The sequence below is a fragment of the Pseudomonas sp. BF-B-30 genome, from assembly GCF_019956305.1.
In the GTDB taxonomy this organism is placed as follows: Bacteria; Pseudomonadota; Gammaproteobacteria; order Pseudomonadales; family Pseudomonadaceae; genus Aquipseudomonas; species Aquipseudomonas jessenii.
The window spans coordinates 102,835-125,771 of sequence record NZ_JAHBDG010000033.1; the positions used below are offsets into that span (position 1 = coordinate 102,835).

Sequence of the window (22,937 nt, forward strand, 5' to 3'; positions counted from 1 at the left end):
AGGGCATGCGCTGACGCGCGCAAGGTTCATTGATAAATGAGTCTAAAGTTTTCCAGGGAATGGCCGAAACCATGGCAAGCGTCCAAATTCCCAGAGGTTTTTTATCATGGTCATCGATTTCAGCCGTTTGAACAGCTCCTCGTCCCTGACGGGCAGTACACGTACCAGCGCCAGCAAGGAAAGTGCCGAGGCCGGCAAATCCGCGCCGCTGGAGTCCGCGGCCGAACAGGCCGGTACCGTAAAAAGCGGGGAATCGGTTCATCTCAGCGATGAGGCTCAACAGTTGCAGAAGGTCACTGAACAGCTGCGCGATCAACCTGCCGTCGACAAAGCCCGCGTGGCCGAATTGAAAGCAGCGATTGCCGATGGCAGCTACAAAGTCGACAGCAACCGTGTAGCCAGCAAACTGCTCAACTTCGAAGCCCAGCGCTAGGCCACCGCCGGCGCCAGGCTTTTGGACGCTTAAAACCCAAGGCCAGCCATGCACGACACTCATTTACTGCAACTGATCACCGACGACTTTGCCCCAGCGCAACACCTGCTGGAGTTACTGCAGACCGAATCCCTCGCATTGCATGGCCGTGACATGCCATTGCTCGAGAACATCCTGGCGCAGAAACAGGCATTGGTTGTTTTGCTCGAACAGCATGGCCGCAAGCGCAGTGAAATCCTCGCCAGCCTCAACCTGCCGAGCAACCGTACCGGCCTGGAGCAATTGGCCAGCCAGTCGAGCCTTGGTGACCAGTTGCTGGCGCAAAGTGACGTGCTGACCGATCTGCTGACCCAGTGCCAGGCCATCAATGCCAACAACGGCCAGTCGATCCTCACTCAGCAGGCCGCTACAGCCACCCAGCTGAAAATCCTCAACGGCGGTGAAACCCCGGCGCTTTACGATGCCAGCGGAACATTCTCCAAGCTTGCCAAGCCGCGCCCGCTCAGCCAGGCATGAGCCGGTCAATGCCCCCGCTCTATCAAGACGCGCAACATACTGGCAAACTGCTAGCCAGTCGTAGTCAAATTTTGTCTGGAGATTGATTAACCGTGTCCAATGCCTTATCCGTGGATGATGCTCCGCAGCCACCCAAGGTGCTCTCCACGCCCTTGGAAATCTCCAGCAACCTGCGCCAGCTGCTCGAAAGCCATGACCCGCTGATCATCACGTTCCACGAGCGCAGCCAGCGCTTCCAGAGCTACCTGGTGGACCTGGACCGTGACAGCAACATGATTTCCCTGGACGAAATGATTCCCCGTGACGGCGAGCGTTACCTGCTGGCGGGCGAACCATTCAGGGTCGAAGGCTTCCACGAAGGCGTACGCATTGCCTGGGAAAGCAACGGCCAGTTGAACATCGACGAATCCGGTGGCAGCCGCTGCTATCGCGGCCCCATGCCCGATGAAGTGGTGTACCACCAGCGCCGCAATGCCTTCCGCGCCGCGCTGAAGCTGGCACAACTGGTCAACGTCAACCTCGATGGCGAAAAACTCAAGGCGCCCATCAGCGGCAAGCTGCTGGATATTTCCGCCACCGGGTGCAAACTGCGCTTCGACGGCGACATCACCGGCAGCCTGCAACTGGGTCAGGTTTACGACCGTTTCAACGCCGACCTGCCCTTCGGCAAGATGACCGCGCCGGTCGAGTTGCGTTATCTGCACTTCGAAGAAAGGATTTCCACCACCTTCGCCGGCGTTCGCTTCCACAACATGAGCGGGCTGGTGCAGCGTCAGGTCGAACGCTTCGTCTACCAGTTGCAACGCGAAGCGCGTCGCTTCGACAAAGACGACATCTGATAGCGCGTCAACAAAAAACGGGCAGTCCCTTGCGGTGACTGCCCGTTTTTTTGTGCCCAGGTTTTAAGGCCTGGCCTCGCTGAAGTTAGGATCCCGCCCTGTATCAGGGTCTTGCGGCGGCTGATCGGTTTCAGTTTCGGTGACAGGTTCTGATTCAGGCTCTGGCCCGGTACTCACCGGACTGTGCATCTGATCCTGCACCACCTGCTCGTCAACACGCGGGTCAAGGCAGGCCACCAGTGGCGAACTCGTCATATTGTCCGGCATGGCCACGTGATGCAGCGGTGCGTCGTCGACCTGATGCAGGTTGGTCACTGCTTTCGGACGAATCCGCCATACCAGCACCAACGCAAAGAAACTGAAGAACGCATAGAGCATCTGGCTGCCGAACAGCTTCATCAGCACACCTGCCACCAGCGGCCCGATACTCGCACCCACGCCATAGGTGACCAGCAACATCGCCGTCAGGGACACCCGGCGATCACCTTCGACGTGGTCATTGGAGAACGCCACCGCCAACGGATACAGGCAGAACTGCACCAGCGAACAGAGGAACCCGGCGATGAACAATACCTCCAGCGGCACCTGCGGCATGATCGCCAGCGGCAGTGCAGCCAGTGCCAGGCTGAACGCGAAACTGCGGATCAGCACGGCCCGATCGTAGCGGTCGGACAACCAGCCCAACGGCCACTGCACCAGCAGCCCGGCAAAAATGCAGCTACCCATGAACAGACCGACCTGCTCGGTGGACAACCCTTGCTGCGAGGCATACAGCGGCGCCAGACCGTAGAATGAACCAACGATCAGGCCCGCTCCGAGCACCGTGCTCAGTGACTGCGGCACGCGCTTGATAAAGAACCGTGGCTCCATCGGTGCCGGGTGCAAGGGTGCCGGGTGAATGCGCCGGGTCAGGGCCACGGGTACCAGGCATAGCGCGAAGCACAGGGCGACCAACATCAGCAATTCAAGCCCCAGCCCTGGGTGCATGACCAGAATCAACTGCCCCAGCACCAACCCCAGGTACGAAGCGATCATGTAGCCGCTGAAGACCATGCCACGCTGATTGGCATCGGCCTGTTCATTGAGCCAGCTCTCGATCACCATGTACTGGCACATCATGCCGAGGCCGACGATCACCCGCAAAAACAGCCAGGCCGGCAACCAGTCCACCAGGCCATGGCCGAGCACCGCCGCGCCAACGATCCCGGCACACGCCGAATAGGCCCGGATATGCCCGACCCGGGCAATCAACCGGTGACCGATCTTGCCCCCCAGCACCAGGCCGAAGTAGTTGGCAGCCATCAGCGCACCGACCCACAGACTGTCGACATGGTCGGCAGCCAGGCGCAACGCCAGGTATGTACTCAACAGGCCCGAGCCGATCAACATCATCAGCGAGGCGAAATACAATGCTCGAAAGGATTTCCAGATTTGGCGCATCGGCGTTCCGAGCGGCTCCTTGCAGTGAGAATCGGCTATCGCTAAACGATAGCCGGATGTCGAGGGAACGTCAGGCCTGGGCTGCTAAAACACGTCTTTCCCAGGGAGTAATTTCATCATGGAAACTGGTCAGTTCCAGGGTCTTCGAAGCGATGTAGCCTTCGATGAATTCCGCGCCGAACAGTTCCTTGGCCAACTGGCTACGTTTCAGACGCTCAAGTGCCGCATGCAAGGTACACGGCAACGAAAGATTGTCCGGCACCTCGAACTCACCCTGGATCGGCGCGCTCGGCTCCAATGTCTTCTCGATGCCATGCAACCCCGCCGCCAGGCTTGCGGCAATCGCCAGATACGGGTTGGCATCGGCCCCCGGCAAGCGGTTCTCGACCCGACGGGCCACCGGCAAACTGGCCGGAATGCGCAGGCCGGCCGCCCGGTTGTCGTAGGACCAACAGGCATTATTCGGTGAGGCGTAAGGGTGGCACAAGCGCTGATAGGAGTTCACGTTCGGCGCAAACAACGCAGTGAAATCGGCCATGCACGTTTGCTGACCGGCAATGAAGTGGCGGAAGGTGGCCGTCTCCTGCCCCGCCTCGTCGCTGAACACGTTACGCCCGGAATCGATCTCGACCACGCTCTGATGGATATGCATCGAACTGCCCGGCGTATGCGCCAACGGCTTGGCCATGCACACCACGCTCAGGCCGTGCTTGAGGGCCACTTCCTTGAGCAGGTGCTTGAACAGGAATGTCTGGTCGGCCAGCAACAGCGGATCACCGTGCAGCAGATTGATCTCGAACTGGCTGACACCCATTTCGTGCATGAAAGTATCGCGAGGCAACCCCAACGCAGCCATGCACTCGTAGACTTCATTGAAGAACGGCCGCAAGCCGTTGTTGGAACTGACGCTGAACGCCGACTGACCATCCTCGCGACGACCGTCCAGCCCCAGTGGCGGTTGAAAAGCCAGGGTCGGATCGGTGTTGGGTGCGAAGACGAAAAACTCGAGCTCGGTCGCCACCACAGGCGCCAGGCCGCGGGCCGCGTAACGGGCAATCACCGCCTTGAGCTGACCACGGGTCGACAGCTTGGAGCTGGTGGTGGTGCCCAGTTCATCCGCATCGCAAATGGCCAAGGCCCGCGGTGGATGGCTCCAGGGCAAGCGATGGATTTGTGCAGGGTCCGGGATCAGTGCCAGGTCGCCATCGTCGCTGCCGTAAAACCGCGCCGGCGGATATCCGCCCATGATGCATTGCAGCAGCACGCCCCGCGCCATCTGCAAACGTCGACCGTCGAGAAACCCCTCGGAGGTCATCACTTTGCCCCGTGGTACGCCATTCAAATCCGGCGTGACACATTCAACTTCATCAATGCCCGTCAATCGCTGCGCGAGTGAACTCAGGCCAACGGTGGTCATGACACTATCCTTGTTATTGTGCGGGCCGCGAACGGCGACCGTACAAAATAGGCTCCACGTGTTCGGAATTTCAAGCAGCGTCGAAAAAAATGCTGCCTGTCAGGGCAGGTAAAGGCGGAACACCCCACCGCCCAACGGCCCGCCATTGCTGATTTCGGTACGTCCACCCACGCCGTTGCGCTGATGCAGCGCAGCAATTCGCCCGGCAAAGTACAGGCCCAGCCCGGTGCTACCGGTGCTTTGATTGATACCCTGCACGTAATCGGCCTGACGTTCGATCATCTGCGCCGGATACCCCTCGCCATCGTCATTGATGGTCAACACCAGTTGCCCGGCTTCGTCGCTGACGCTGATCAAAACGGCATGCCGTGCAAAGCGAATGGCGTTGTTGATGCAGTTGGCCAATACCGACGCGATCAACTCACGGTCGAAGAAACCCAGCGGGCTCAGCGGGTCCACTTCATAGGTGGCCATGATCCCGCGGCTGGCGAACACCTCCTGATGACAAGCCAGTTGCGCTTCGATGAAATCGTCCAGTTCATGGTAGGCCGGTTGCAGCGGCATCTGGTTGACGCCGAGTTTGTACAACCCCAGCAACTGCACCAGCATGCCGTTGAGGTGGGCGAATTCGAAGTCGATCACGCCCTGCTCCGGCGCCTGCCGCGCCGACTCCGGCAATCGCCCCAGCCACTGGCTGTGGGCCTGCATCAGCATGGCCAGCGAGTTCTTCATATCGTGCACGGTCGAGGCGATCACCGTGGAGAAATCCAGTGCCGGTTCGTTGTCGTTCATTGGCCAAACGCCTTGCTTTTCAGCTTCTGGTAACGCGGATAGCGCGCGTCGGTGTCAGGCATCAGGCCGACCATTTTCAGGCAAACCCGGCACTCCTCCAGCTCTGCCGAGGAAACGCTGGTATCGGTGCCGTGCAACAACGACTGCGCCATGTTCAGGGCGATACTGATGTTCTTCGGTTGCATCGCCAGGGCCCTGCGAAATACCTGCCGGGCCTCCACCAGGTTGCCGGTCTTGTACACGCGCACGCCCTGACGGTTGAGTTCCGCGGCGGCGTTGCCGGAATTGAGGATGCTCGGGTCGTCGGTCTGCTTGGCGATGTCCTTCATGACCACCGGATCGTCACCGTAGATTTCCACGCAGTTTTTCAGCATCGCGGTACCGGCCTCTGTCTGCCCGAGCAGTTTCAGTTGCTTGGCCACCAGCAACGCCGCTTCGGCGCTCATGAATTGCTCCATGCCGTCCAGACGCAGCAAGGCTTGCTCGGTAAGCTTGTCGGCCGTCTCGGCGTCGTTAAGCAACAGACTGGTGGCCTTCATCAGGCGCGCGCGGATTTGCAGGCCCGGATCGGAAGGGTTTTCCTTGGCCACGGCACTCAATGTGGTGTTGATTTCCAGGCGGGTCCGCGTGTCCAGTCCCCGTTCGCTGCCCTTGCTGATCAATGCATGGGCCAGGCCGAGGTTGCTCTCGGCATCCTTGAACCGCGACTGGGCGCCCTGGCTCACGGCCTGGCGATAGGCCTTGGCCGCCGTGTCGAAGTCCTCGTTGGTCATCGCCAGCTTGCCCAGCAACGCCTGGCGACGCACCGCCAGCGGCGACAGGCGAATCGCCTCCTCCAGAATGCGCTGCGCCCCCTTGGTATCCCCTTCGGCGACCAATACATCCGCCATGCCGTCATACAGCGACGGCATCATCGGGAAGACTTTCAGGGCTTTCTCATAAATGCCCTTGGCCTGCCCGACCTGACCGCGCTTGAACAGCAACTTGCCCAACCCGGCAAACGCCCAGGGCAACGGGCGGTCGGCGATGATGCCGTCGTAGAGGCGCTCCAGCGCTTCGTTCTGATTCAGGTCGCGCAGGGCATCGGCGCGATAGCGCAGGCACAACGGCGAGTAACGAATATCTTGTTTGCACAGGACGATACAGGCGTTGAGCACCTCCATCGGCTTGCCCCGATCGAGGGCCTGCAGGATCGGCTTGAGCAGAGTCTTGCGCTGCTCCAGGCGCTCCAGGCGCTGGGCCAGGCTGGAACGGTTGAAGGGTTTGGTCAGGTAGGCATCGGGCTCATGCTCCAACGCACTGAGCACCATGGCCTGGCTGGTTTCGGCGGTGACCATGACGAACACCGCCTCATGGCTGATCAGCTTTTCTTCCATCAGGTCTTCGAGCACCTGCTGGCCGTTCTTCTTGCCGTCACCCAGGTGAAAGTCCTGCAGGATAAAGTCGTAGGCCTTCTGCGAGCACATTTTCAGCGCCTGCTCACCGGTATCGGCAGTGTCCACTTCCTTGACGCCCAGTTCCCGCAGCATCGACCTGACCGAACTGCGGAAGTCCGAGAAATCATCGACGATCAGAAAACGCTTTTGGTGATACGACAGCATCGAAGATTTCCAGGCAATTTAAGAAGAAAAACCCAAAGGCAAATACACGGACGGACTCAGCTTCGCAGCCCCTGTTTTGGCGCGCTGATGATAACTGGTGGCACTAGGCCATCAAACACCTTCTCATAGAGAGTGCGCCCCATGTCGACCGGAAGAGACGAACAAGTCCCTGACTGCCCGTGTTATCGGCCAGCCATGGCATTCCCTTGAGAACCTTCCCCAACGCCCGTTCTGAATAGGTGTAGGCCTTACTGAAAACGAGACATCGCGCACAAAAAAGTGCTGATACATGAACACCAGCGATACATGAACACCCGCAAATGCCGGTGGCTGACCAGACAGGGATCGCCGATAAATTGACTAAGCTGATATTAGCGTTCCTAAGTGAACACCACTCGTCGATTAATTGACGAACGCAATCCGGATCAGACCTTGGCCATTGGCCACCCATGGCGAGCCTAATACCTTGATTTTCGAGGTTTACTCCCCTCCTTGAGTACATCGCTCAGGTCTGTCCGCACCGGGCTTGTATCGAGGACTGACGGATGGACAGGTTGGCAGCGCTCCGGGCTGACCTAGAATCAGTTGAGAGGCGGGAGGGAGCACATCATCATGCGTAAACCACTGATAATTATTTGTATTGAACTTCTCTCCCGGGCTTTGCCTGCCTTATGGAAAAGTTCGCCCCACGTGCCAGTGCTGTTGATGGAAATGGCCCCCGGGTCGCTGGTTGCCAATGCCTGGGCGGGCATCATCACGGCCTCCCGGCGTTCGAATCCATCCTTCAATCGCTGCGCCCCGGTGAGCAAGTTGCTGACCCGGGAAGGCCAGCGGGTGGAGGCCATCATTGGTTTTTCAAGGAGGTCAGGAAGATCATGACTGACCAAAAAGAGCCAATTGGTGTGATGTTGATCGATTGTCGCCCCCTCGTACTCAAGGGCCTTCACGACCTGATCAATGCCAGAATGCCCTGCATGGAAGTGACAGGACAGGCCACCACCTATACTCAGGCGCTGGATCTTGCCGATCAGCTGCGGCCCGATGTCATTTTTTTCAGTTTCTTTCCGGATGCGCTGAACCCTCTGGATGTCGTCGCGGGACTCACCCGTAGCGCCGAAATGAAAGTGCTGCTGCTCAAGGGCCTGTACGAAGTCGTCCCCGCTGCCCAGGCGATAGAGGCTGGCGCTCGCGGCATCGTGCTGGCGGAAGACCCGACGGAATCGATCATCCAGGCCATCCTCAAGGTCCACCATAGCGACATCGCAATGGATAGAGCCTGGGCTGGCGGCCTTTCCGGCTATGCCGCGTCCGGACATACACCCATGAAATGCAATCTGGAGCGGGCGAAACAGGCGCGGTTGACTCTGCGCGAGAGAGAACTGATTCGCGCCATCGTGGGCGAACCGTCCGCCAAATATGTGAGCATCGCCGGGCGCCTGGGGATCAGCGAGCACACCGTGCACAACCACCTCAGCAACATCTATCAAAAGCTAAATCTCATCAACCGCATCGACTTGTTGATGTATGCGCTCAAACACGGGCTCACCAACGAAGCACCGACCGAGTCCGCCTGGGTAGAGCTGGATTGAATTTCAAGTCGATACAAGACGGTCTGCCCCTCACTTTTTCAGGGGGGTAGGTCGTCACCGTTTCGCCGTCCTTGTCGGTGGCCCGGGACTGAGTGCCCGCAATACTGATGTCGTTCCCGGTAAATCCTGCCGCACCAACCTGTACCTACTCCCCCGCGCACTCCCAGACGGGATGGGAGATTCAGACTACGTGGGAGAGGAGGCGCAAAGGCGCGAAGGTAGAGTTGAAGGCTTCGATAAATCCAAGGCGCCTGAATTTGCAGAACTTTATCTACAAGTCGTGAAAAGGAAGCATTGAAACAGGCGGGGGGAGCTGAAAAATATGGTGTCCCAGGGCAGGTTCGAACTGCCAACCTTCCCCTTAGGAGGGGGATGCTCTATCCAATTGAGCTACTGAGACACAGGTTGACCGCGACGATACGCGGTGCGATGGACGGCGTGCATGTTAACGGCCGGGCTGGCTTTTGTCATGTCGTCCGTAGGCTTTTTAAGTGTAGGCAGACGCCTCGGCCGGGCGCGGACTTGTTTACCATGCAAATTGCATCACTGCAAAAAGCCATCATTGCAAAGTGCAATATGGCGCTTTACCAAAAATAACTTAATTCATTGTTTTTAAAGAATTTAATTGTCGATAGACTCTGGCATGCGAGCTGCTTCTGCTGTTTTCACAGAACAACCGAGGCCCGTCCCATGAAGAGCGCCCTTTCACTCTCGTATGCATTCGCACTGGCGATTTTACCGGGCGTTCATTTTGTTCCCGAGAGCAGCGCTACGCAGGTTGCCCAACGTATGCCGCGCTACCTTCAGTTGCAGAAGGCGCCGCAGCTGGCAGTGACGAGCGACCGGCACAGCCTTGTCAGTCAGGAGATAGGTCAGGAAAACATCCTGGTGCCGGCTCCGTCTGCCGAACGTTTGGTATTTTGAATGACCTTTACCAGGAGCACAGCATGTCCAGATCAGCCGCGAGTTTCTTCGTCCTCGCCTTGTTGAGCGGCATTTTCCATCTGTCATTGACCCAGGACATGGTCGTCACCCTCCCCCTGATCGCCTGTGGCGTATTCAGCGCGCTGTTCGTGCTCGCATTGATCGCTGGGCGCAAGATCAAGTTTGATCCGGTACTGCGTTGATCCTGACACGGCAGACCCGCTGCAAGGGCCTGCCATCCATCCTGAATTCACCCCCGCTATACGACTTCCCCTAGTAAATCGGCAATTTGCCACTATCCTATAAAAGACAAGGAACGGGGTCCGAGTTCACTTTTTCCTGCCCGCCTGAAACCTTTCGTCGGGTGGAGAAAGCGATAAGCGATACGGCCTGGTCGAACTTTTCAAACCAGTCCGCATTTCTGATAATTGGTGCTGGCAGAACGCCTTTATCCAGTTCAATATTTGTCACATAATTGGCGCCAAGGATCTGGCTGCTTTGAGGCATGATGCGCGCCTCTATGAATTCAGGTTGAACATTTGGTCAGAGCGCTTGTCCTACCAGACATCCTGCGGCCAATCCCGAAAACCGCTCCCCTGAACTAACCGGTTAAATATATGCGCCCATTGAAACAGGCAATTTATTCCAGCCGTACGGCTGACAAGTTCGTCGTACGTCTGCCAGACGGAATGCGTGAACGCATTGCCGAGGTGGCTCGCAATCATCATCGCAGCATGAACTCCGAAATCATTGCGCGCCTTGAACAGAGTCTTATTCAGGAAGGCGCACTGGGAGAAGAGTTGAGCATGCGCCTGGACAGCCCGGAGCTTTCCTTGCACGAACGGGAGTTGCTGCAGCGCTTCCGCCAGCTCTCCCATCGACAGCAGAACGCCCTGGTTTCGCTGATCGCCCATGACGCTGAAATGACCGCCGACGCTTCCTGATTCAGCCAGTAAGCCCAAGCCAGCCTGATCGCTGGCTTTTTTTTTGCCTGAAATCCAGGCACAAAAAACCCGCCAAAGACATAACGCTGTAGGAGCGAGCTTGCTCGCGATGGACTCAAGAGCGCCGCGTTTAGTCAGTAAACACGCGGCATCGTTAACGACCATCGCGAGCAAGCTCGCTCCTACAGCATTACGCCAAAGGCGGGGTTTTAATGAACGGCGCTTCAGAGCAGGAAGATTGTCGCCAGCCCCAGGAAGATGAAGAAGCCGCCGCTGTCGGTCATGGCCGTGATCATCACGCTGGCCCCCATCGCCGGGTCGCGCCCCATCTTCGCCAGGGTCATCGGGATCAGAACCCCCATCAACGCCGCCAGTAGCAAGTTGAGCGTCATCGCGGCAGTCATCACCACGCCCAAAGACCAACTGCCATAGAGCAGGTAGGCAACCACGCCGATCACCCCGCCCCAGATCACGCCGTTGATCAGCGCTACCGCCAATTCCTTGCGCATCAGGCGCGAGGTATTGCCGGTGCTCACCTGGTCCAGCGCCATGGCCCGAACAATCATGGTGATGGTCTGGTTACCCGAGTTACCACCGATCCCCGCCACGATCGGCATCAACGCCGCAAGCGCCACGAGCTTCTCGATCGAACCCTCAAACAAACCGATGACCCGAGAAGCCACGAACGCGGTAATCAGGTTGATCGCCAGCCAGGCCCAACGGTTACGCAGGGATTTCCAGACCGACGCAAAAATGTCTTCTTCTTCACGCAGACCCGCCATGTTGAGAACTTCGCTTTCGCTCTCTTCACGGATCAGGTCGACCATTTCATCGATGGTCAGACGGCCGATCAGCTTGCCGTTCTTGTCGACCACGGGTGCGGAGATCAAGTCATAACGCTCGAATGCCTGGGCGGCATCGTAGGCGTCTTCGTCCGGGTGGAAACTCACCGGATCGCTGGCCATCACCTCGGAAACCTGTTTGTCCGGATCGTTGACCAGCAAACGCTTGATCGGCAACACGCCCTTGAGCACGCCGTCGTAATCGACCACGAACAGTTTGTCGGTGTGGCCCGGCAACTCCTTGAGACGGCGCAGATAACGCAAGACCACTTCAAGGCTGACATCCTCGCGGATGGTCACCATCTCGAAGTCCATCAACGCACCGACCTGCTCCTCGTCATAGGACAGAGCCGAACGCACGCGCTCGCGTTGTTGCTGGTCGAGGGTCTCCATGAGCTCATGGACGACGTCTCGCGGCAGCTCGGAGGCCAGGTCAGCGAGTTCGTCGGCATCCATGTCCTTGGCGGCTGCCAGGAGCTCGTGATCGTCCATGTCGGCGATCAGTGATTCACGGACCGAATCGGATACTTCAAGAAGGATGTCGCCGTCGCGATCGGCCTTGACCAGTTGCCAGAGCGTCAGACGGTCGTCCAGCGGCAAGGCTTCAAGGATGTAGGCGACGTCGGCGGAGTGCAGGTCATCGAGTTTGCGTTGCAACTCGACGAGGTTCTGCCGGTGGACCAGGTTCTCGACCCGGTCATGATGCGGGCCTTCCTGGCGGTGAGTCAGGTCTTCTACAACTCGCTGGCGCTGCAGCAACTCAACCACCTGAGCCAGGCGATCCTGCAAGCTTTCCTGCGTTTTCTTTACTTCAACTTCGGACATAGGCGAACTCCACTCCCAGCAGCGGGGCACGCCGGAAGGATCAATCAGTCAATTCATGATTGGTGAAACGGGGTACTGAGTAACTACTGGGTAAGTCCATGGAGGTATTCCACAAGCCCCGGCGGGGCTGACGGGCGCAATGATACACCGCCTGACGGTTTTAAACGTTAAAAAATCTCGGCTGAAACAAGCGCTTGCACAACAAACCTGAGCATCGGCCTGATCCATGAAAATGCGACGACGTATTCCGAAAAGAAAACACACACCCCTTCGAAAATTGTAGCCGCTACCCTTGAAAAGGAACGTCACGGAGGACGCCTGATGCCATCAGTTGCTCAATTCTTTTTGGTTTTCACCCTGCTCAGCCCCCTGCCCTTGGCGGTCGCCACCACCGTTCAGCGCTGTGAGGCTGCCAATGGGCGCATTACCTTCACCACACTGGGTTGTGCCGCGGGAGAGAATGTTTCACTTCAGGACGCCCGCGCCTTTACACCTGGCAACACGATGGCGCTAATGCCGCCAGCCGAGCCCCGCGAAACATCAGGTATGAAAATCCGAAGCAGAGAGCCGACCGTGGTCGGTCAGGCGCAGGACAAGTGTGGAAACCTGATCAATGCCAGAGAGCGCCGGGAGGCAATCATCAATCAGCGAGTGATCGCCGGCATGAGCCAGCAAGACGTCGAAAGCGCCCTCGGCAAGCCAGACAGGATCAGTATTCGAAATTCAGCCACGAGCTACCGCTACGACACCCTGCGAGGTCGCAGTGCACAGGTGGAGTTCGACGAGAGAGGATGCACGAAAGGAAAAGCCAAATCCCGGACGGCAAAAAGCCCGCATTAAATGCGGGCTTTCTGTTGTATGGTGCACTCGACAGGATTCGAACCTGTGACCGCTCGGTTCGTAGCCGAGTACTCTATCCAGCTGAGCTACGAGTGCAATTTGTGTTTTTATACCAGATCACAACTGGTTGAAACCAAGTTACTTACATTGCTGTAACTAACTCTTAAATGGTGCACTCGACAGGATTCGAACCTGTGACCGCTCGGTTCGTAGCCGAGTACTCTATCCAGCTGAGCTACGAGTGCATTTGTTGCCGCGCATTATAGGCCGCCTAATCTCTATGTCAAGCACTTTTTCTAGTAATTTCAACAACTTACCGAAAAAGCCAGATTACAACGTACTACGCAAATAATGGCGGAGAACGGGGGATTCGAACCCCCGACACCCTTTTGAGGTGTACTCCCTTAGCAGGGGAGCGCCTTCGGCCACTCGGCCAGCTCTCCGCAACACGGGGCGTATATTAACCAGCTTCTTCCCCGTTTGCAAACATAAAAAACGATAAAAATTAATGGCTTGGTTCTTCGTCCTTCTCTTTCTTGATACGCAGGTAAATTTCTTCCCGGTGAACAGCTACCTCTTTGGGGGCATTAACACCGATGCGCACTTGATTTCCTTTGACGCCGAGCACGGTCACGGTGATTTCGCCATCACCGATAATCAGGCTTTCTGCACACCGACGAGTCAGAATCAGCATACCTTTCTCCTCACGCATTTCATTTCAGGGACAACAGTCTGCAAAAAAAAGGCACTCGACCCACAACCGGAGCGGTCGCAGCCCTACATGCCTGAGTATTGACTAGCGCGAGCAAAAGAACAGTCTCGGGGGGTCACGCCATTCAAAAAAACAAAAGGCGCGGTCAGACCGCGCCTTTTGGCAAACGCATCACTCGCCCTGGCGGGCCGGTGCGTCCAGTTCGAAAGCCGTGTGCAGAGCGCGCACAGCCAGTTCCAGATACTTCTCTTCGATCACTACGGAGACTTTGATTTCCGAAGTCGAGATCATCTGGATGTTGATGCTTTCCTTGGCCAGGGATTCGAACATGCGGCTGGCCACGCCTGCGTGAGAGCGCATGCCAACGCCGACGATCGACACCTTGGCGATCTTGGTGTCGCCCACGACTTCACGGGCACCCAGCTCGCCAGCGGTTTTTTCCAGCACGGCTTGCGCCGCCTGGTAGTCGTTGCGGTGCACGGTGAAGGTGAAGTCGGTGGTGTTATCGTGCGCGACGTTCTGCACGATCATGTCGACTTCGATGTTCGCGGCACTGATCGGGCCGAGAATCTTGAAGGCAACGCCCGGGATGTCTGGCACGCCACGGATGGTCAGCTTGGCTTCATCGCGGTTGAAAGCGATACCGGAAATGATCGGCTGTTCCATGGTTTCCTCTTCATCAATAGTAATGAGGGTGCCCGGACCCTCCTTGAAGCTGTGCAGTACGCGCAGCGGAACGTTGTACTTGCCGGCGAACTCGACCGCGCGGATCTGCAACACCTTGGAACCGAGGCTGGCCATTTCCAGCATCTCTTCGAAGGTGATCTTGTCCAGGCGCTGAGCCACGGACACCACACGCGGGTCGGTGGTGTAGACGCCGTCGACGTCGGTGTAGATCTGGCATTCGTCAGCCTTCAGGGCTGCCGCCAGCGCCACGCCGGTGGTGTCGGAACCGCCACGACCGAGGGTGGTGATGTTGCCGTGCTCGTCGACGCCCTGGAAACCGGCGACAACCACCACACGACCTGCCTTCAGGTCACCGCGAATCTTCTGGTCATCAATCTGCAAGATACGCGCTTTATTGTGCGCGCTATCCGTCAGAATCCGCACCTGGTTGCCGGTGTACGACACCGCCGGCACGCCGCGCTTGATCAGCGCCATGGCCAACAGGGCAATCGTCACCTGCTCACCGGTGGAAACGATCACGTCCAGCTCGCGCGGAACCGGTTGGCCGTCGCCACTGATTTGCTTGGCCAGATCGATCAGACGGTTGGTTTCGCCGCTCATTGCAGACAGCACAACCACCAGGTCATCGCCGGCATCGCGGAATTTCTTAACCTTGTCGGCGACCTGCTCGATTCTCTCGACAGTGCCGACCGAGGTGCCTCCAAATTTCTGTACGATCAAAGCCATTTCAAAGCCGCCTCTGCCCATGAAGGGCGCCCAAATAATCACTCAAACAGCGTTGCGGCCCACCACTAGACTGCGGGCCGCAAGTACTGCCTTATAGACCCTGCTCTACAAACGGAACGGTCAGGGCCAGTGCCGCATCCAGTGCGCCAGCGTCGGTACCGCCGCCTTGCGCCATGTCTGGACGACCACCACCCTTCCCGCCCACTGCCGCAGCGGCTTGCTTCATCAAATCACCGGCTTTGAGTTGGCCAGTCAGGTCTTTGGTTACGCCTGCAACCAGAACGACCTTTTCCTCATGGACACTGCCGAGCAGGATCACTGCGCGGCCGAGTTTGTTTTTCAGTTGATCGACCAGCGCCAGCAGCGCCTTGCCATCCTGACCGTCCAGACGCACGGCCAGCACTTTCACATCCTTGACGTCCAGCGCCTGGGCCGACAGATCGTCGCCCGCGGCACTGGCAGCCTTGGCTTGCAACTGCTCGAGTTGCTTCTCCAGCAGACGGTTGCGCTCCAGCACAGCCGACAGCTTGTCGATCAGGTTATCGCGGCTGCCCTTGACCAGGCTGGCCGCTTCCTTGAGTTGTTCTTCCGCCGCGTTCAAGTAAGCCAGCGCTTGCGCACCGGTGACTGCCTCGATACGACGCACGCCCGATGCCACACCGCCTTCGCTGATGATTTTCAGCAGGCCGATGTCGCCGGTACGGTTCGCGTGGATACCGCCGCACAGCTCGACGGAGAAATCGCCCATGCTCAGTACGCGTACGTTGTCGCCGTATTTTTCGCCGAACAGCGCCATGGCGCCTTTCTGCTTGGCGGTTTCGATATCGGTTTCTTCGGTTTCAACTTCGGAGTTCTTGCGAATCTCGGCGTTGACGATGTCTTCCAGCGCTTTCAGTTGTTCAGGCTTGATGGCTTCGAAGTGGCTGAAGTCGAAGCGCAGGCGCTGACTGTCGACCAGCGAGCCTTTCTGCTGAACGTGATCGCCCAGCACCTGACGCAATGCTGCGTGCAGCAAGTGAGTCGCGGAATGGTTCAGCGAAGTGGCGTGACGCACCTCGGCATCCACCTGCGCCTGAACTGGCGAGCCAACGATCAGGCTGCCCGAATCCAGCACACCGTGGTGCAGGAACGCACCGCCGGTCTTGGTGGTGTCGCGCACGTCGAAACGCGCAGCGCCAGCCTGGAGGAAACCGCAATCACCAATCTGACCACCGGATTCCGCATAGAACGGCGTCTGATCGAGAACGACCACGCCCTCTTCGCCTTCGCTCAACACGTCGACCGATTGCCCGTCCTTATAGAGAGCAACGATCTTGGCGGAACCGCTGTGAGCGGTGTAACCGGTGAATTCGGTGTCCACATCAACCTTGACCAGGCTGTTGTAGTCCATGCCGAAGGAACTGGCGGAACGGGCACGAACGCGCTGGGCTTCCATCTCACGCTCGAAACCTTCTTCGTCGATGGTCAAGCTACGCTCGCGAGCGATGTCGCCGGTCAGGTCCATCGGGAAACCGTAGGTATCGTAGAGTTTGAACACCACGTCGCCCGGCACCACGTCGCCCTTGAGCTCGGCCAGATCCTGCTCGAGGATCTTCAGGCCCTGCTCCAGGGTCTTGGCGAATTGCTCTTCTTCGGCCTTCAACACGCGCTCGATGTGCGCCTGCTGGGATTTCAGTTCCGGGAAGGCTTCGCCCATCTCGGCGACCAGGGCCGCGACGATTTGATAGAAGAAGCTGCCCTTGGCGCCCAGCTTGTTACCGTGACGGCAGGCGCGACGGATGATCCGGCGCAGCACGTAGCCGCGGCCTTCGTTGGACGGCAGCACGCCGTCGGCGATCAGGAAGCCGCAGGAACGGATGTGGTCAGCCACGACTTTCAGCGAAGCCTGGGCGTCGTTGGTGCAACCGATGGCCTTGGCCGAAGCGCTCAGCAGGCTCTGGAACAGGTCGATTTCATAGTTCGAGTGAACGTGCTGCAGCACGGCACTGATCCGCTCCAGGCCCATGCCGGTGTCGACCGACGGCGCTGGCAGCGGGTGCAACACGCCATCGGCGGTGCGGTTGAACTGCATGAACACGTTGTTCCAGATTTCGATGTAACGGTCGCCGTCTTCTTCCGGCGAGCCCGGTGGGCCACCCCAGATGTCGGCGCCGTGATCGTAGAAAATCTCGGTGCAAGGACCGCACGGGCCGGTATCGCCCATGGTCCAGAAGTTGTCGGAGGCGTACGGTGCGCCCTTGTTGTCGCCAATGCGCACCATGCGCTCGGCCGGAACCCCGATTTCCTTGGTCCAGATGTCGTACGCCTCGTCATCGCTGGCGTAGACGGTGACCCAGAGCTTTTCCTTCGGCAGGTTCAACCACTTGTCGGAAGTCAGGAAGTTCCAGGCGTAGCTGATGGCATCACGCTTGAAATAATCACCGAAGCTGAAGTTACCCAGCATTTCGAAGAAAGTGTGGTGACGAGCGGTATAACCGACGTTTTCCAGGTCGTTGTGCTTGCCGCCGGCGCGCACGCATTTCTGGCTGCTGACAGCGCGGGTGTACGCGCGCTTTTCCTGGCCCAGGAAGCAGTCCTTGAACTGGTTCATCCCCGCGTTGGTGAACAGCAGGGTTGGGTCGTTGCCCGGAATCAAAGAGCTGGAGGCTACACGGGTGTGGCCTTGCTCTTCGAAGAAGCGAAGGAAGGCTTCACGGATTTCTGCGCTTTTCATTAGGTTCTTCCACGGAGGCTGCGGCCAAAGGCCTGTTCGAAACGTCAACAGACGAAGCGACGGCAAAGGGCCGCATTATATCGGCCCTGCGCGCGGGGTACAGCGTGTTTATACGATAGAAACGGTCAATTGGAGTGCTAACGCTATCACTTGCGCGAAAAGTCGACGAATGTCGCGACGACCTGCTCGATTTGCGCACGGCTGACGTCCATGTGCGTGACCATGCGCAGACGCGCAGCGGCACTGAGTTTGATCCCGCGCTTGGCGGCAAAGGCCTTGATGGCCTCGGCCTGGTCGCCCATCTGCACGTAAACCATGTTGGTCTGCACCGGTTCGACCTCGAACCCCGCCCCGCGCAGGCCTTCGGCCAGCAACTGCGCGTTGGCATGGTCATCGGCCAGGCGCTCTACGTTGTTATCCAGCGCATACAGGCCTGCCGCCGCGAGAACCCCGGCCTGACGCATGCCGCCACCGACCATCTTGCGCAGGCGCCGGGCCTTGCCGATCAGCTCGGCCGAGCCGCAGAGCACCGAACCGACCGGTGCGCCCAGGCCTTTGGACAGGCACACCGAGACGGAATCGAAATACTGGGTGATTTCCCGGGCATCCACACCCAGCTTCACTGCCGCGTTGTACAGACGTGCGCCGTCCAGGTGCAGTTGCAAGCCATGCTCGCGGGTAAAACTGCGCGCCCGCGCCAGGTATTCCAGCGGCAGGACCTTGCCTTGCATGGTGTTTTCCAGCGCCAGCAAACGGCTGCGGGCGAAATGGAAGTCGTCCGGCTTGATCGCTGCAGCGACCTGCGCCAGGTCCAGCGAACCATCGGCCTGCACCTCCAGCGGTTGCGGCTGGATCGAGCCAAGCACCGCTGCGCCACCCCCTTCGTACTTATAAGTGTGGGCCTGCTGGCCGACGATGTACTCGTCACCGCGCTCGCAATGGGCCATCAACCCCAGCAGGTTGCTCATGGTGCCGGTCGGCACGAACAGTGCCGCGGCGAAACCCAGGCGTCTGGCCAGTTCGGCTTCCAGGTGATTGACCGTCGGATCTTCGCCATACACGTCATCGCCGGTGGCGGCCTTGGTCATTGCCTCGAGCATGCCGGCGCAAGGTTGGGTGACGGTGTCGCTGCGAAGATCGATAACACTCATGAATCTGGCCTCGGTAAGCAGGGGGAAATCCCTTTCAGGAAAGAATTACTGCGGGCATGGCGACGATTAATCAACCCTTGCGTAGGAAAAGGCCGATTAAACCAACGGAAAAGTCGATGACAATCATCCAAAAGGGGTCATGCGCATACCGCAAATATGTGATAAAAACGCTGCGCCGCCAAACATTTGGGCGGCAAAAACGTTCTCAGGGCGGGGTGCAACTCCCCACCGGCGGTAATTGCGCGCAATGCGCATAGCCCGCGAGCGCTTGGTGACAGCACGGCTTCGGCGGTGCCTGACAGCAAGGTCAGCAGACCCGGTGTGATCCCGGGGCCGACGGTCATAGTCCGGATGAAGAGAGAACGGGATTGACAACAAAGGGCCGTCCGCCGGCATTCGTGCGAGCGTGCGTACCCTCAGATCCCCTTCGATTCATAACGCCCTGTTTTTCACACAAACAGGAGTCAGAACATGCAACCCACCGCAATCGACAGCAAAAGCAAACACCATCAGGGCGAGCGCGTAGCGTTCATCCAGGCCTGCTGGCACAAGGACATTGTCGACCAGAGCCGTAAAGGCTTCGTCGCCGAAATGATTACCCAGGGTTATCAGGAATCCGACATCGATTTCTTCGAAGTCGGCGGCGCCTTTGAAATGCCCCTGCACGCCAAGTTGCTGGCCAAGACCGGTCGTTATGCCGGCATCGTCGCCGCAGCCCTGGTGGTGGACGGCGGGATCTACCGTCACGAGTTCGTCGCCCAGTCGGTGGTCAGCGGCCTGATGCAGGTTCAACTGGAAACCGAAGTGCCGGTGTTCTCGGTGTCCCTGACCCCGCACCACTTCCATGCCGGTGAAGAACACCAGAAGTTCTTCTTCGAGCATTTCCTGCATAAAGGTCAGGAAGCGGCGAAGACTTGCGCGGATACGCTGATGAAGATCCGCTCGCTGCGTCGCAGTGAGCCGCGTGCGGTAGCTGTCTAAAGGCTAAGTGAGGTCTATGGCCTCACTCAAAACCAAATGTGGGAGTGGCGGTGCGACGATTCGACTTGCTCGCGAAAGCGGTGTAACAGTCACATCGATTCTGGATGTGCCTCCGCTTTCGCGAGCAAGCCCGCTCCCACATTGGTTCTATGCTGAATTCAAGCCAGGTTTTCGTCGGTAGTCGGCACAACCAGGATGCCGGCACGCAAACCATTCTTCACCCTGGGGTTCGGGAAGATGATTCGGGCGCCCTCTTCCTCGATGATCCAGCGGGTGTTGGCGATATCTTCCGCCAGCAGGTAACCCACTTCCAGTTCCGAAAAGTTCTCGATGTCTGCCGGCAGGTTCAGGCGGAAGCTGTCGCTGTGCTTGATGATTTCTCGCGCCACGCTGTACAGCTGCAAACCGTCCAGCGCGTCCTCAGTCAGTTCTGGTTCGGTGCCCTCGATGATCTGCTTGAGGCGCTTCTCCAGCAGCGACACGTTGACACCGTCGTTCTGACCGAACGGCCGCGCCTTGCCCAACTCCAGGGTAAAGGCCTCGGCACCCAGCTTGTCGTAGGTATAGGAGCTGAACACAATGGACGGCTTGTTCTGCAGCAACACCGCTTCCATGCCGGCAGCACGCAGGCGCGCCAGTTGCTGACGCGAATGCTGGCGGTCTTCCTTCCACGGGTACAAGGCGAACTGCTCGATTTTCGAGCCACGAATCGCCGTGTGCAGGTCGTAGTGCAGGCGCTGGCGATCCGGCAGGCTGAAGAAGCTGGCAGCCAAACGCTCCAGCTCACAGGCGCGCAGGGCTTCGCAACCGCTGCTTTGTTCGTGACGGCCATTGAACAGCCGATTGACGTCCTGCTCGACGAAACGCTCGCCCTTGCGAATCGCTTCCGGGTTGCCGAACAGGAACAGAATACGTGCGCGCGGCTTCAAGTCGCCGCGGGCAATGTCGTGCAACAGGCGATCGAGCAATTCGATCGGCGCTGTTTCGTTGCCGTGGATACCCGCCGACAGCAGCAGGTCCAGGCCATTGTCACGCGCTTCAGGTGGCCGGACTTCCAGCGCACCTTCGCTCAACCAGCGCATGCGCACGCCTTCGACAGTCAGTTGAGTCTTCTCCGCCGGTTCGCGGCCGGCGAGGGTCAGTTCAAGCAGTTTGCCGAGGGCGAGCATAGAGCGGTTTCCTTAATGGTCGTGGTTGCAATCCGGGCCGTGAACGTGATCCTCGTCGTCGCCGAGTTCAGCCGGTTCCATCTCCAGTTGCAGACTTACCAGATTAGTCGCCAATGGGCGCAACAGCAGGTTGGCGTATTCGGCATCGCCTTCCTCGACGTCCACGCCGATCAGCAACTGACCACGGCCGTCCTGCTGGATCCACAGCTCTTTACCTTGCCACAGGACCGCGACGCGGGTGCAGGACGTTTCCAGTTGCGTGCCGTCGGTGTCTTCAAGGATCAGCTGCAGGGTATCGCTCATGTCTTTACGCTCTCGTTTGAGATGAATCAGCGCGCTGCCGTAGAAAGCGGCGCGCCGTCGATCAATTGATCTGGAATGGATAAACCGCGCCCAGTTTAAGGATTTGCGTCAGTTCATCCAGTGCCGTCCGGCACTCAAGCAGCAATTGCGGGTCCGCCAGATCGTTTTCGGTCATGCGGTCGCGGTAGTGCTTCTCGACCCATTCGGTCAGTGTGCCGTACAACGGTGCCGTCATGATAACCCCTGGGTTGACGGCCGCCAGTTCGGTTTCGTTGAGCGCGACACGCAGTCGAAGGCAAGCAGGGCCACCGCCGTTCTGCATGCTCTGCTTGAGATCGAAGACTTTCACTTCGCGGATCAGGCCGCCGGAGCTGGTCAAACCCTGCAAGTACTGCCAGACACGCTCGTTGCCACGGCATTCTTCCGGCACGATCAACAGCATGGAGCCGTCAGGACGCGACAGCAGTTGGCTGTTGAACAGGTAGGAACGAACCGCGTCTTCCACGCTGACGGCGGAACGTGGCACACACACAGACTGAAATTTCCCACCGACTTTGGCGAGTTTGCTCTGCAATTCAGCGAGCATCTTCTCGGTCTCGAGGAACGCGTCCTCGTGATAGAACAGCACTTCACCATTACCCACGGCGATCACGTCGTTGTGGAACACGCCCTGATCGATCACCGACGGGTTCTGCTGGGCGTAGACCACGCCGTCATCGCTCAAGCCGTGCAAACGGGCAACGGCCTGGGACGCTTCGAGGGTCTGGCGCGCCGGGTACTTCTGCGGTGCCGGGTAGCGGGTGTCGAACGCACTGCGGCCGAACACGAAGAACTCGACACCGGCTTCGCCGTATTCACGGCAGAAACGCGTGTGGTTGGCCGCGCCTTCGTCACCGAATTGCGCCACGGCCGGCAAGGCGGCGTGGTGGGCGAAGTGTTTCTGGTCAGCGAACATCGCCCCCAGCACGCGGCTGGTGGTCGGGTGTTCGATGCTGCGGTGGTATTTGCAGTTGAGGTTGGCGGCGGTGAAATGCACGCGGCCATCAGCGGTGTCGGCGCTCGGGCTGACGGTCGCGGCGTTGGCCACCCACATGCTCGACGCCGAGCAACTGGCCACCAGCAGCGGCATCGCCTCTTTGGCAGCGCGCTCGATCACTTGAGCGTCGGTGCCGCCAAAGCCCAGGCGACGCAGTGCAGCCACATCCGGGCGCTCTTGCGGTGCCAGTACGCCTTGCTGGAAACCCATTTCCATCAGCGCTTTCATCTTTGCCAGGCCTTGCAGCGCCGCTTCCTTGGGGTTGGAAGACTGCTGGCTGTTGCTCTGGGACGCGACGTTGCCGTAGGACAGGCCGCCGTAGTTATGGGTCGGCCCCACTAGACCGTCAAAATTGACTTCATAGGATTTCATCAGCGAGGCTCCACGAGAATCTGTTGTTATAGGCTTCAGTAACTGTTCTTTTAGACCGGGTCGCGGCCATCGCGAGCAAGCTCGC

23 protein-coding genes, 4 tRNA genes and 1 riboswitch are annotated in these 22,937 nt (G+C 58.6%); of the genes, 10 read left to right on the forward strand and 17 right to left on the reverse strand.

The genetic code is table 11. The features are described from left to right. The first annotated feature begins 106 nt into the window (after positions 1–106). The 3 genes from flgM to KGB29_RS17765 all read left to right on the forward strand — a co-directional run bounded on the left by flgM (position 107) and on the right by KGB29_RS17765 (position 1,788). On the forward strand, positions 107–433 hold the full coding sequence (flgM, locus tag KGB29_RS17755) for a flagellar biosynthesis anti-sigma factor FlgM (protein ID WP_057713629.1): 327 nt from the start codon (positions 107–109) through the stop codon (positions 431–433). Positions 434–481: 48 nt separating this feature from the next. Beyond that, positions 482–949 (forward strand): flagella synthesis protein FlgN, encoded by a 468-nt coding sequence (locus KGB29_RS17760; RefSeq protein WP_150812141.1) that lies wholly within the window; start codon positions 482–484, stop codon positions 947–949. Positions 950–1,041: 92 nt separating this feature from the next. Then, a complete protein-coding gene (locus KGB29_RS17765; protein ID WP_150812140.1) occupies positions 1,042–1,788 on the forward strand; it encodes a flagellar brake protein in 747 nt (248 codons plus the stop codon). A 63-nt stretch (positions 1,789–1,851) separates the two neighbouring features. Here the strand turns inward: KGB29_RS17765 and KGB29_RS17770 are convergent, their stop codons facing one another. The 4 genes from KGB29_RS17770 to KGB29_RS17785 all read right to left on the reverse strand — a co-directional run bounded on the left by KGB29_RS17770 (position 1,852) and on the right by KGB29_RS17785 (position 7,038). Next, complete coding sequence (locus KGB29_RS17770) at positions 1,852–3,228, reverse strand: MFS transporter (RefSeq protein ID WP_102669972.1); 1,377 nt, start codon at positions 3,226–3,228, stop codon at positions 1,852–1,854. 70 nt (positions 3,229–3,298) lie between these two features. Beyond that, on the reverse strand, positions 3,299–4,543 hold the full coding sequence (locus tag KGB29_RS17775) for a glutamine synthetase family protein (protein ID WP_174245553.1): 1,245 nt from the start codon (positions 4,541–4,543) through the stop codon (positions 3,299–3,301). A gap of 201 nt (positions 4,544–4,744) precedes the next feature. Continuing rightward, entirely contained in the window at positions 4,745–5,437 is a 693-nt protein-coding gene (locus KGB29_RS17780; protein ID WP_150812138.1) for a sensor histidine kinase, read from the reverse strand. After that, positions 5,434–7,038 carry a tetratricopeptide repeat-containing response regulator gene (locus tag KGB29_RS17785; protein ID WP_150812137.1) on the reverse strand — a complete coding sequence of 535 codons (1,605 nt, stop codon included), beginning with the start codon at positions 7,036–7,038 and terminating at the stop codon, positions 5,434–5,436. The genes KGB29_RS17780 and KGB29_RS17785 overlap by 4 nt, the downstream gene beginning before the upstream one ends. Positions 7,039–7,650: 612 nt before the next feature. Between KGB29_RS17785 and KGB29_RS17790 the strand changes: the two genes are divergently transcribed. Further along, positions 7,651–7,917: a hypothetical protein gene (locus tag KGB29_RS17790; protein WP_154860374.1), complete on the forward strand. Its 267-nt coding sequence runs from the start codon at positions 7,651–7,653 to the stop codon at positions 7,915–7,917. Next, positions 7,914–8,627, forward strand: a complete 714-nt coding sequence (locus tag KGB29_RS17795) for a response regulator transcription factor (RefSeq protein ID WP_150812135.1) — start codon at positions 7,914–7,916, stop codon at positions 8,625–8,627. The genes KGB29_RS17790 and KGB29_RS17795 overlap by 4 nt, the downstream gene beginning before the upstream one ends. Positions 8,628–8,950: 323 nt before the next feature. Here the strand turns inward: KGB29_RS17795 and KGB29_RS17800 are convergent. Continuing rightward, a tRNA-Arg gene (locus KGB29_RS17800) sits at positions 8,951–9,027 on the reverse strand. A 290-nt stretch (positions 9,028–9,317) separates the two neighbouring features. Between KGB29_RS17800 and KGB29_RS17805 the strand changes: the two genes are divergently transcribed. Together KGB29_RS17805 and KGB29_RS17810 are read left to right on the forward strand one after the other, a co-directional pair. Continuing rightward, on the forward strand, positions 9,318–9,551 hold the full coding sequence (locus KGB29_RS17805) for a hypothetical protein (RefSeq protein WP_150812134.1): 234 nt from the start codon (positions 9,318–9,320) through the stop codon (positions 9,549–9,551). A 23-nt stretch (positions 9,552–9,574) separates the two neighbouring features. Beyond that, positions 9,575–9,754, forward strand: a complete 180-nt coding sequence (locus KGB29_RS17810; protein WP_007992795.1) for a PA3371 family protein — start codon at positions 9,575–9,577, stop codon at positions 9,752–9,754. Between the two features lie 97 nt (positions 9,755–9,851). On the opposite strand, the gene KGB29_RS17815 is transcribed toward KGB29_RS17810, so the two are convergent. Beyond that, the gene (locus tag KGB29_RS17815; protein WP_150812133.1) at positions 9,852–10,058 is read right to left on the reverse strand and encodes a hypothetical protein; all 207 of its coding nucleotides are present in this window, start codon (positions 10,056–10,058) and stop codon (positions 9,852–9,854) included. 110 nt (positions 10,059–10,168) lie between these two features. Between KGB29_RS17815 and KGB29_RS17820 the strand changes: the two genes are divergently transcribed. Continuing rightward, entirely contained in the window at positions 10,169–10,495 is a 327-nt protein-coding gene (locus KGB29_RS17820; RefSeq protein ID WP_008066583.1) for an Arc family DNA-binding protein, read from the forward strand. A 224-nt stretch (positions 10,496–10,719) separates the two neighbouring features. Here the strand turns inward: KGB29_RS17820 and mgtE are convergent, their stop codons facing one another. Then, positions 10,720–12,162, reverse strand: a complete 1,443-nt coding sequence (mgtE, locus tag KGB29_RS17825; protein ID WP_007971042.1) for a magnesium transporter — start codon at positions 12,160–12,162, stop codon at positions 10,720–10,722. A 321-nt stretch (positions 12,163–12,483) separates the two neighbouring features. Here mgtE and KGB29_RS17830 point away from each other — a divergent pair, with 321 nt between their 5' ends. Then, positions 12,484–13,002, forward strand: a complete 519-nt coding sequence (locus KGB29_RS17830; RefSeq protein WP_150812132.1) for a cell envelope protein SmpA — start codon at positions 12,484–12,486, stop codon at positions 13,000–13,002. A gap of 19 nt (positions 13,003–13,021) precedes the next feature. Here KGB29_RS17830 and KGB29_RS17835 read toward each other — a convergent pair. From KGB29_RS17835 to ltaE, 7 genes are all read right to left on the reverse strand, one after another. Beyond that, positions 13,022–13,098: transfer RNA gene (locus KGB29_RS17835), tRNA-Arg, on the reverse strand. Positions 13,099–13,170: 72 nt separating this feature from the next. Continuing rightward, positions 13,171–13,247 (reverse strand) — tRNA-Arg (locus KGB29_RS17840). A 107-nt stretch (positions 13,248–13,354) separates the two neighbouring features. Further along, positions 13,355–13,445: transfer RNA gene (locus tag KGB29_RS17845), tRNA-Ser, on the reverse strand. Positions 13,446–13,507: 62 nt separating this feature from the next. Then, positions 13,508–13,696 carry a carbon storage regulator CsrA gene (csrA, locus tag KGB29_RS17850; protein ID WP_002554426.1) on the reverse strand — a complete coding sequence of 63 codons (189 nt, stop codon included), beginning with the start codon at positions 13,694–13,696 and terminating at the stop codon, positions 13,508–13,510. 189 nt (positions 13,697–13,885) lie between these two features. Then, entirely contained in the window at positions 13,886–15,127 is a 1,242-nt protein-coding gene (locus tag KGB29_RS17855; protein WP_007971040.1) for an aspartate kinase, read from the reverse strand. Positions 15,128–15,218: 91 nt separating this feature from the next. Continuing rightward, entirely contained in the window at positions 15,219–17,840 is a 2,622-nt protein-coding gene (alaS, locus tag KGB29_RS17860) for an alanine--tRNA ligase (RefSeq protein ID WP_057713617.1), read from the reverse strand. 146 nt (positions 17,841–17,986) lie between these two features. Beyond that, positions 17,987–18,991 (reverse strand): low-specificity L-threonine aldolase, encoded by a 1,005-nt coding sequence (gene ltaE / locus KGB29_RS17865; RefSeq protein WP_150812131.1) that lies wholly within the window; start codon positions 18,989–18,991, stop codon positions 17,987–17,989. 197 nt (positions 18,992–19,188) lie between these two features. Continuing rightward, positions 19,189–19,359: riboswitch (FMN riboswitch) on the forward strand. Between the two features lie 103 nt (positions 19,360–19,462). Between ltaE and KGB29_RS17870 the strand changes: the two genes are divergently transcribed. Then, complete coding sequence (locus tag KGB29_RS17870) at positions 19,463–19,972, forward strand: 6,7-dimethyl-8-ribityllumazine synthase (RefSeq protein WP_150812130.1); 510 nt, start codon at positions 19,463–19,465, stop codon at positions 19,970–19,972. 158 nt (positions 19,973–20,130) lie between these two features. Here KGB29_RS17870 and astE read toward each other — a convergent pair whose 3' ends face one another. From astE to astB, 3 genes are all read right to left on the reverse strand, one after another. Continuing rightward, complete coding sequence (gene astE / locus KGB29_RS17875) at positions 20,131–21,141, reverse strand: succinylglutamate desuccinylase (protein WP_150812129.1); 1,011 nt, start codon at positions 21,139–21,141, stop codon at positions 20,131–20,133. A gap of 12 nt (positions 21,142–21,153) precedes the next feature. Further along, positions 21,154–21,444: a hypothetical protein gene (locus KGB29_RS17880; RefSeq protein ID WP_046042326.1), complete on the reverse strand. Its 291-nt coding sequence runs from the start codon at positions 21,442–21,444 to the stop codon at positions 21,154–21,156. 61 nt (positions 21,445–21,505) lie between these two features. Continuing rightward, positions 21,506–22,852, reverse strand: coding sequence for an N-succinylarginine dihydrolase (gene astB / locus KGB29_RS17885; RefSeq protein WP_057713613.1), 1,347 nt, complete (start codon positions 22,850–22,852; stop codon positions 21,506–21,508). Positions 22,853–22,937 lie beyond the last annotated feature (85 nt).

Coding starts and splice junctions, on each gene's coding strand:
- alaS (WP_057713617.1), bottom strand. CDS start 17,840: ATGAAAAGCGCAGAAATCCGTGAAGCCTTCCTTCGCTTCTTCGAAGAG.
- KGB29_RS17775 (WP_174245553.1), bottom strand. CDS start 4,543: ATGACCTCCGAGGGGTTTCTCGACGGTCGACGTTTGCAGATGGCGCGG.
- KGB29_RS17805 (WP_150812134.1), top strand. CDS start 9,318: ATGAAGAGCGCCCTTTCACTCTCGTATGCATTCGCACTGGCGATTTTA.
- mgtE (WP_007971042.1), bottom strand. CDS start 12,162: ATGTCCGAAGTTGAAGTAAAGAAAACGCAGGAAAGCTTGCAGGATCGC.
- KGB29_RS17795 (WP_150812135.1), top strand. CDS start 7,914: ATGACTGACCAAAAAGAGCCAATTGGTGTGATGTTGATCGATTGTCGC.
- KGB29_RS17820 (WP_008066583.1), top strand. CDS start 10,169: ATGCGCCCATTGAAACAGGCAATTTATTCCAGCCGTACGGCTGACAAG.
- flgM (WP_057713629.1), top strand. CDS start 107: ATGGTCATCGATTTCAGCCGTTTGAACAGCTCCTCGTCCCTGACGGGC.
- KGB29_RS17880 (WP_046042326.1), bottom strand. CDS start 21,444: ATGAGCGATACCCTGCAGCTGATCCTTGAAGACACCGACGGCACGCAA.
- KGB29_RS17770 (WP_102669972.1), bottom strand. CDS start 3,228: ATGCGCCAAATCTGGAAATCCTTTCGAGCATTGTATTTCGCCTCGCTG.
- KGB29_RS17810 (WP_007992795.1), top strand. CDS start 9,575: ATGTCCAGATCAGCCGCGAGTTTCTTCGTCCTCGCCTTGTTGAGCGGC.
- KGB29_RS17790 (WP_154860374.1), top strand. CDS start 7,651: ATGCGTAAACCACTGATAATTATTTGTATTGAACTTCTCTCCCGGGCT.
- KGB29_RS17855 (WP_007971040.1), bottom strand. CDS start 15,127: ATGGCTTTGATCGTACAGAAATTTGGAGGCACCTCGGTCGGCACTGTC.
- astE (WP_150812129.1), bottom strand. CDS start 21,141: ATGCTCGCCCTCGGCAAACTGCTTGAACTGACCCTCGCCGGCCGCGAA.
- csrA (WP_002554426.1), bottom strand. CDS start 13,696: ATGCTGATTCTGACTCGTCGGTGTGCAGAAAGCCTGATTATCGGTGAT.
- KGB29_RS17815 (WP_150812133.1), bottom strand. CDS start 10,058: ATGCCTCAAAGCAGCCAGATCCTTGGCGCCAATTATGTGACAAATATT.
- KGB29_RS17870 (WP_150812130.1), top strand. CDS start 19,463: ATGCAACCCACCGCAATCGACAGCAAAAGCAAACACCATCAGGGCGAG.
- KGB29_RS17830 (WP_150812132.1), top strand. CDS start 12,484: ATGCCATCAGTTGCTCAATTCTTTTTGGTTTTCACCCTGCTCAGCCCC.
- KGB29_RS17780 (WP_150812138.1), bottom strand. CDS start 5,437: ATGAACGACAACGAACCGGCACTGGATTTCTCCACGGTGATCGCCTCG.
- astB (WP_057713613.1), bottom strand. CDS start 22,852: ATGAAATCCTATGAAGTCAATTTTGACGGTCTAGTGGGGCCGACCCAT.
- KGB29_RS17760 (WP_150812141.1), top strand. CDS start 482: ATGCACGACACTCATTTACTGCAACTGATCACCGACGACTTTGCCCCA.
- ltaE (WP_150812131.1), bottom strand. CDS start 18,991: ATGAGTGTTATCGATCTTCGCAGCGACACCGTCACCCAACCTTGCGCC.
- KGB29_RS17785 (WP_150812137.1), bottom strand. CDS start 7,038: ATGCTGTCGTATCACCAAAAGCGTTTTCTGATCGTCGATGATTTCTCG.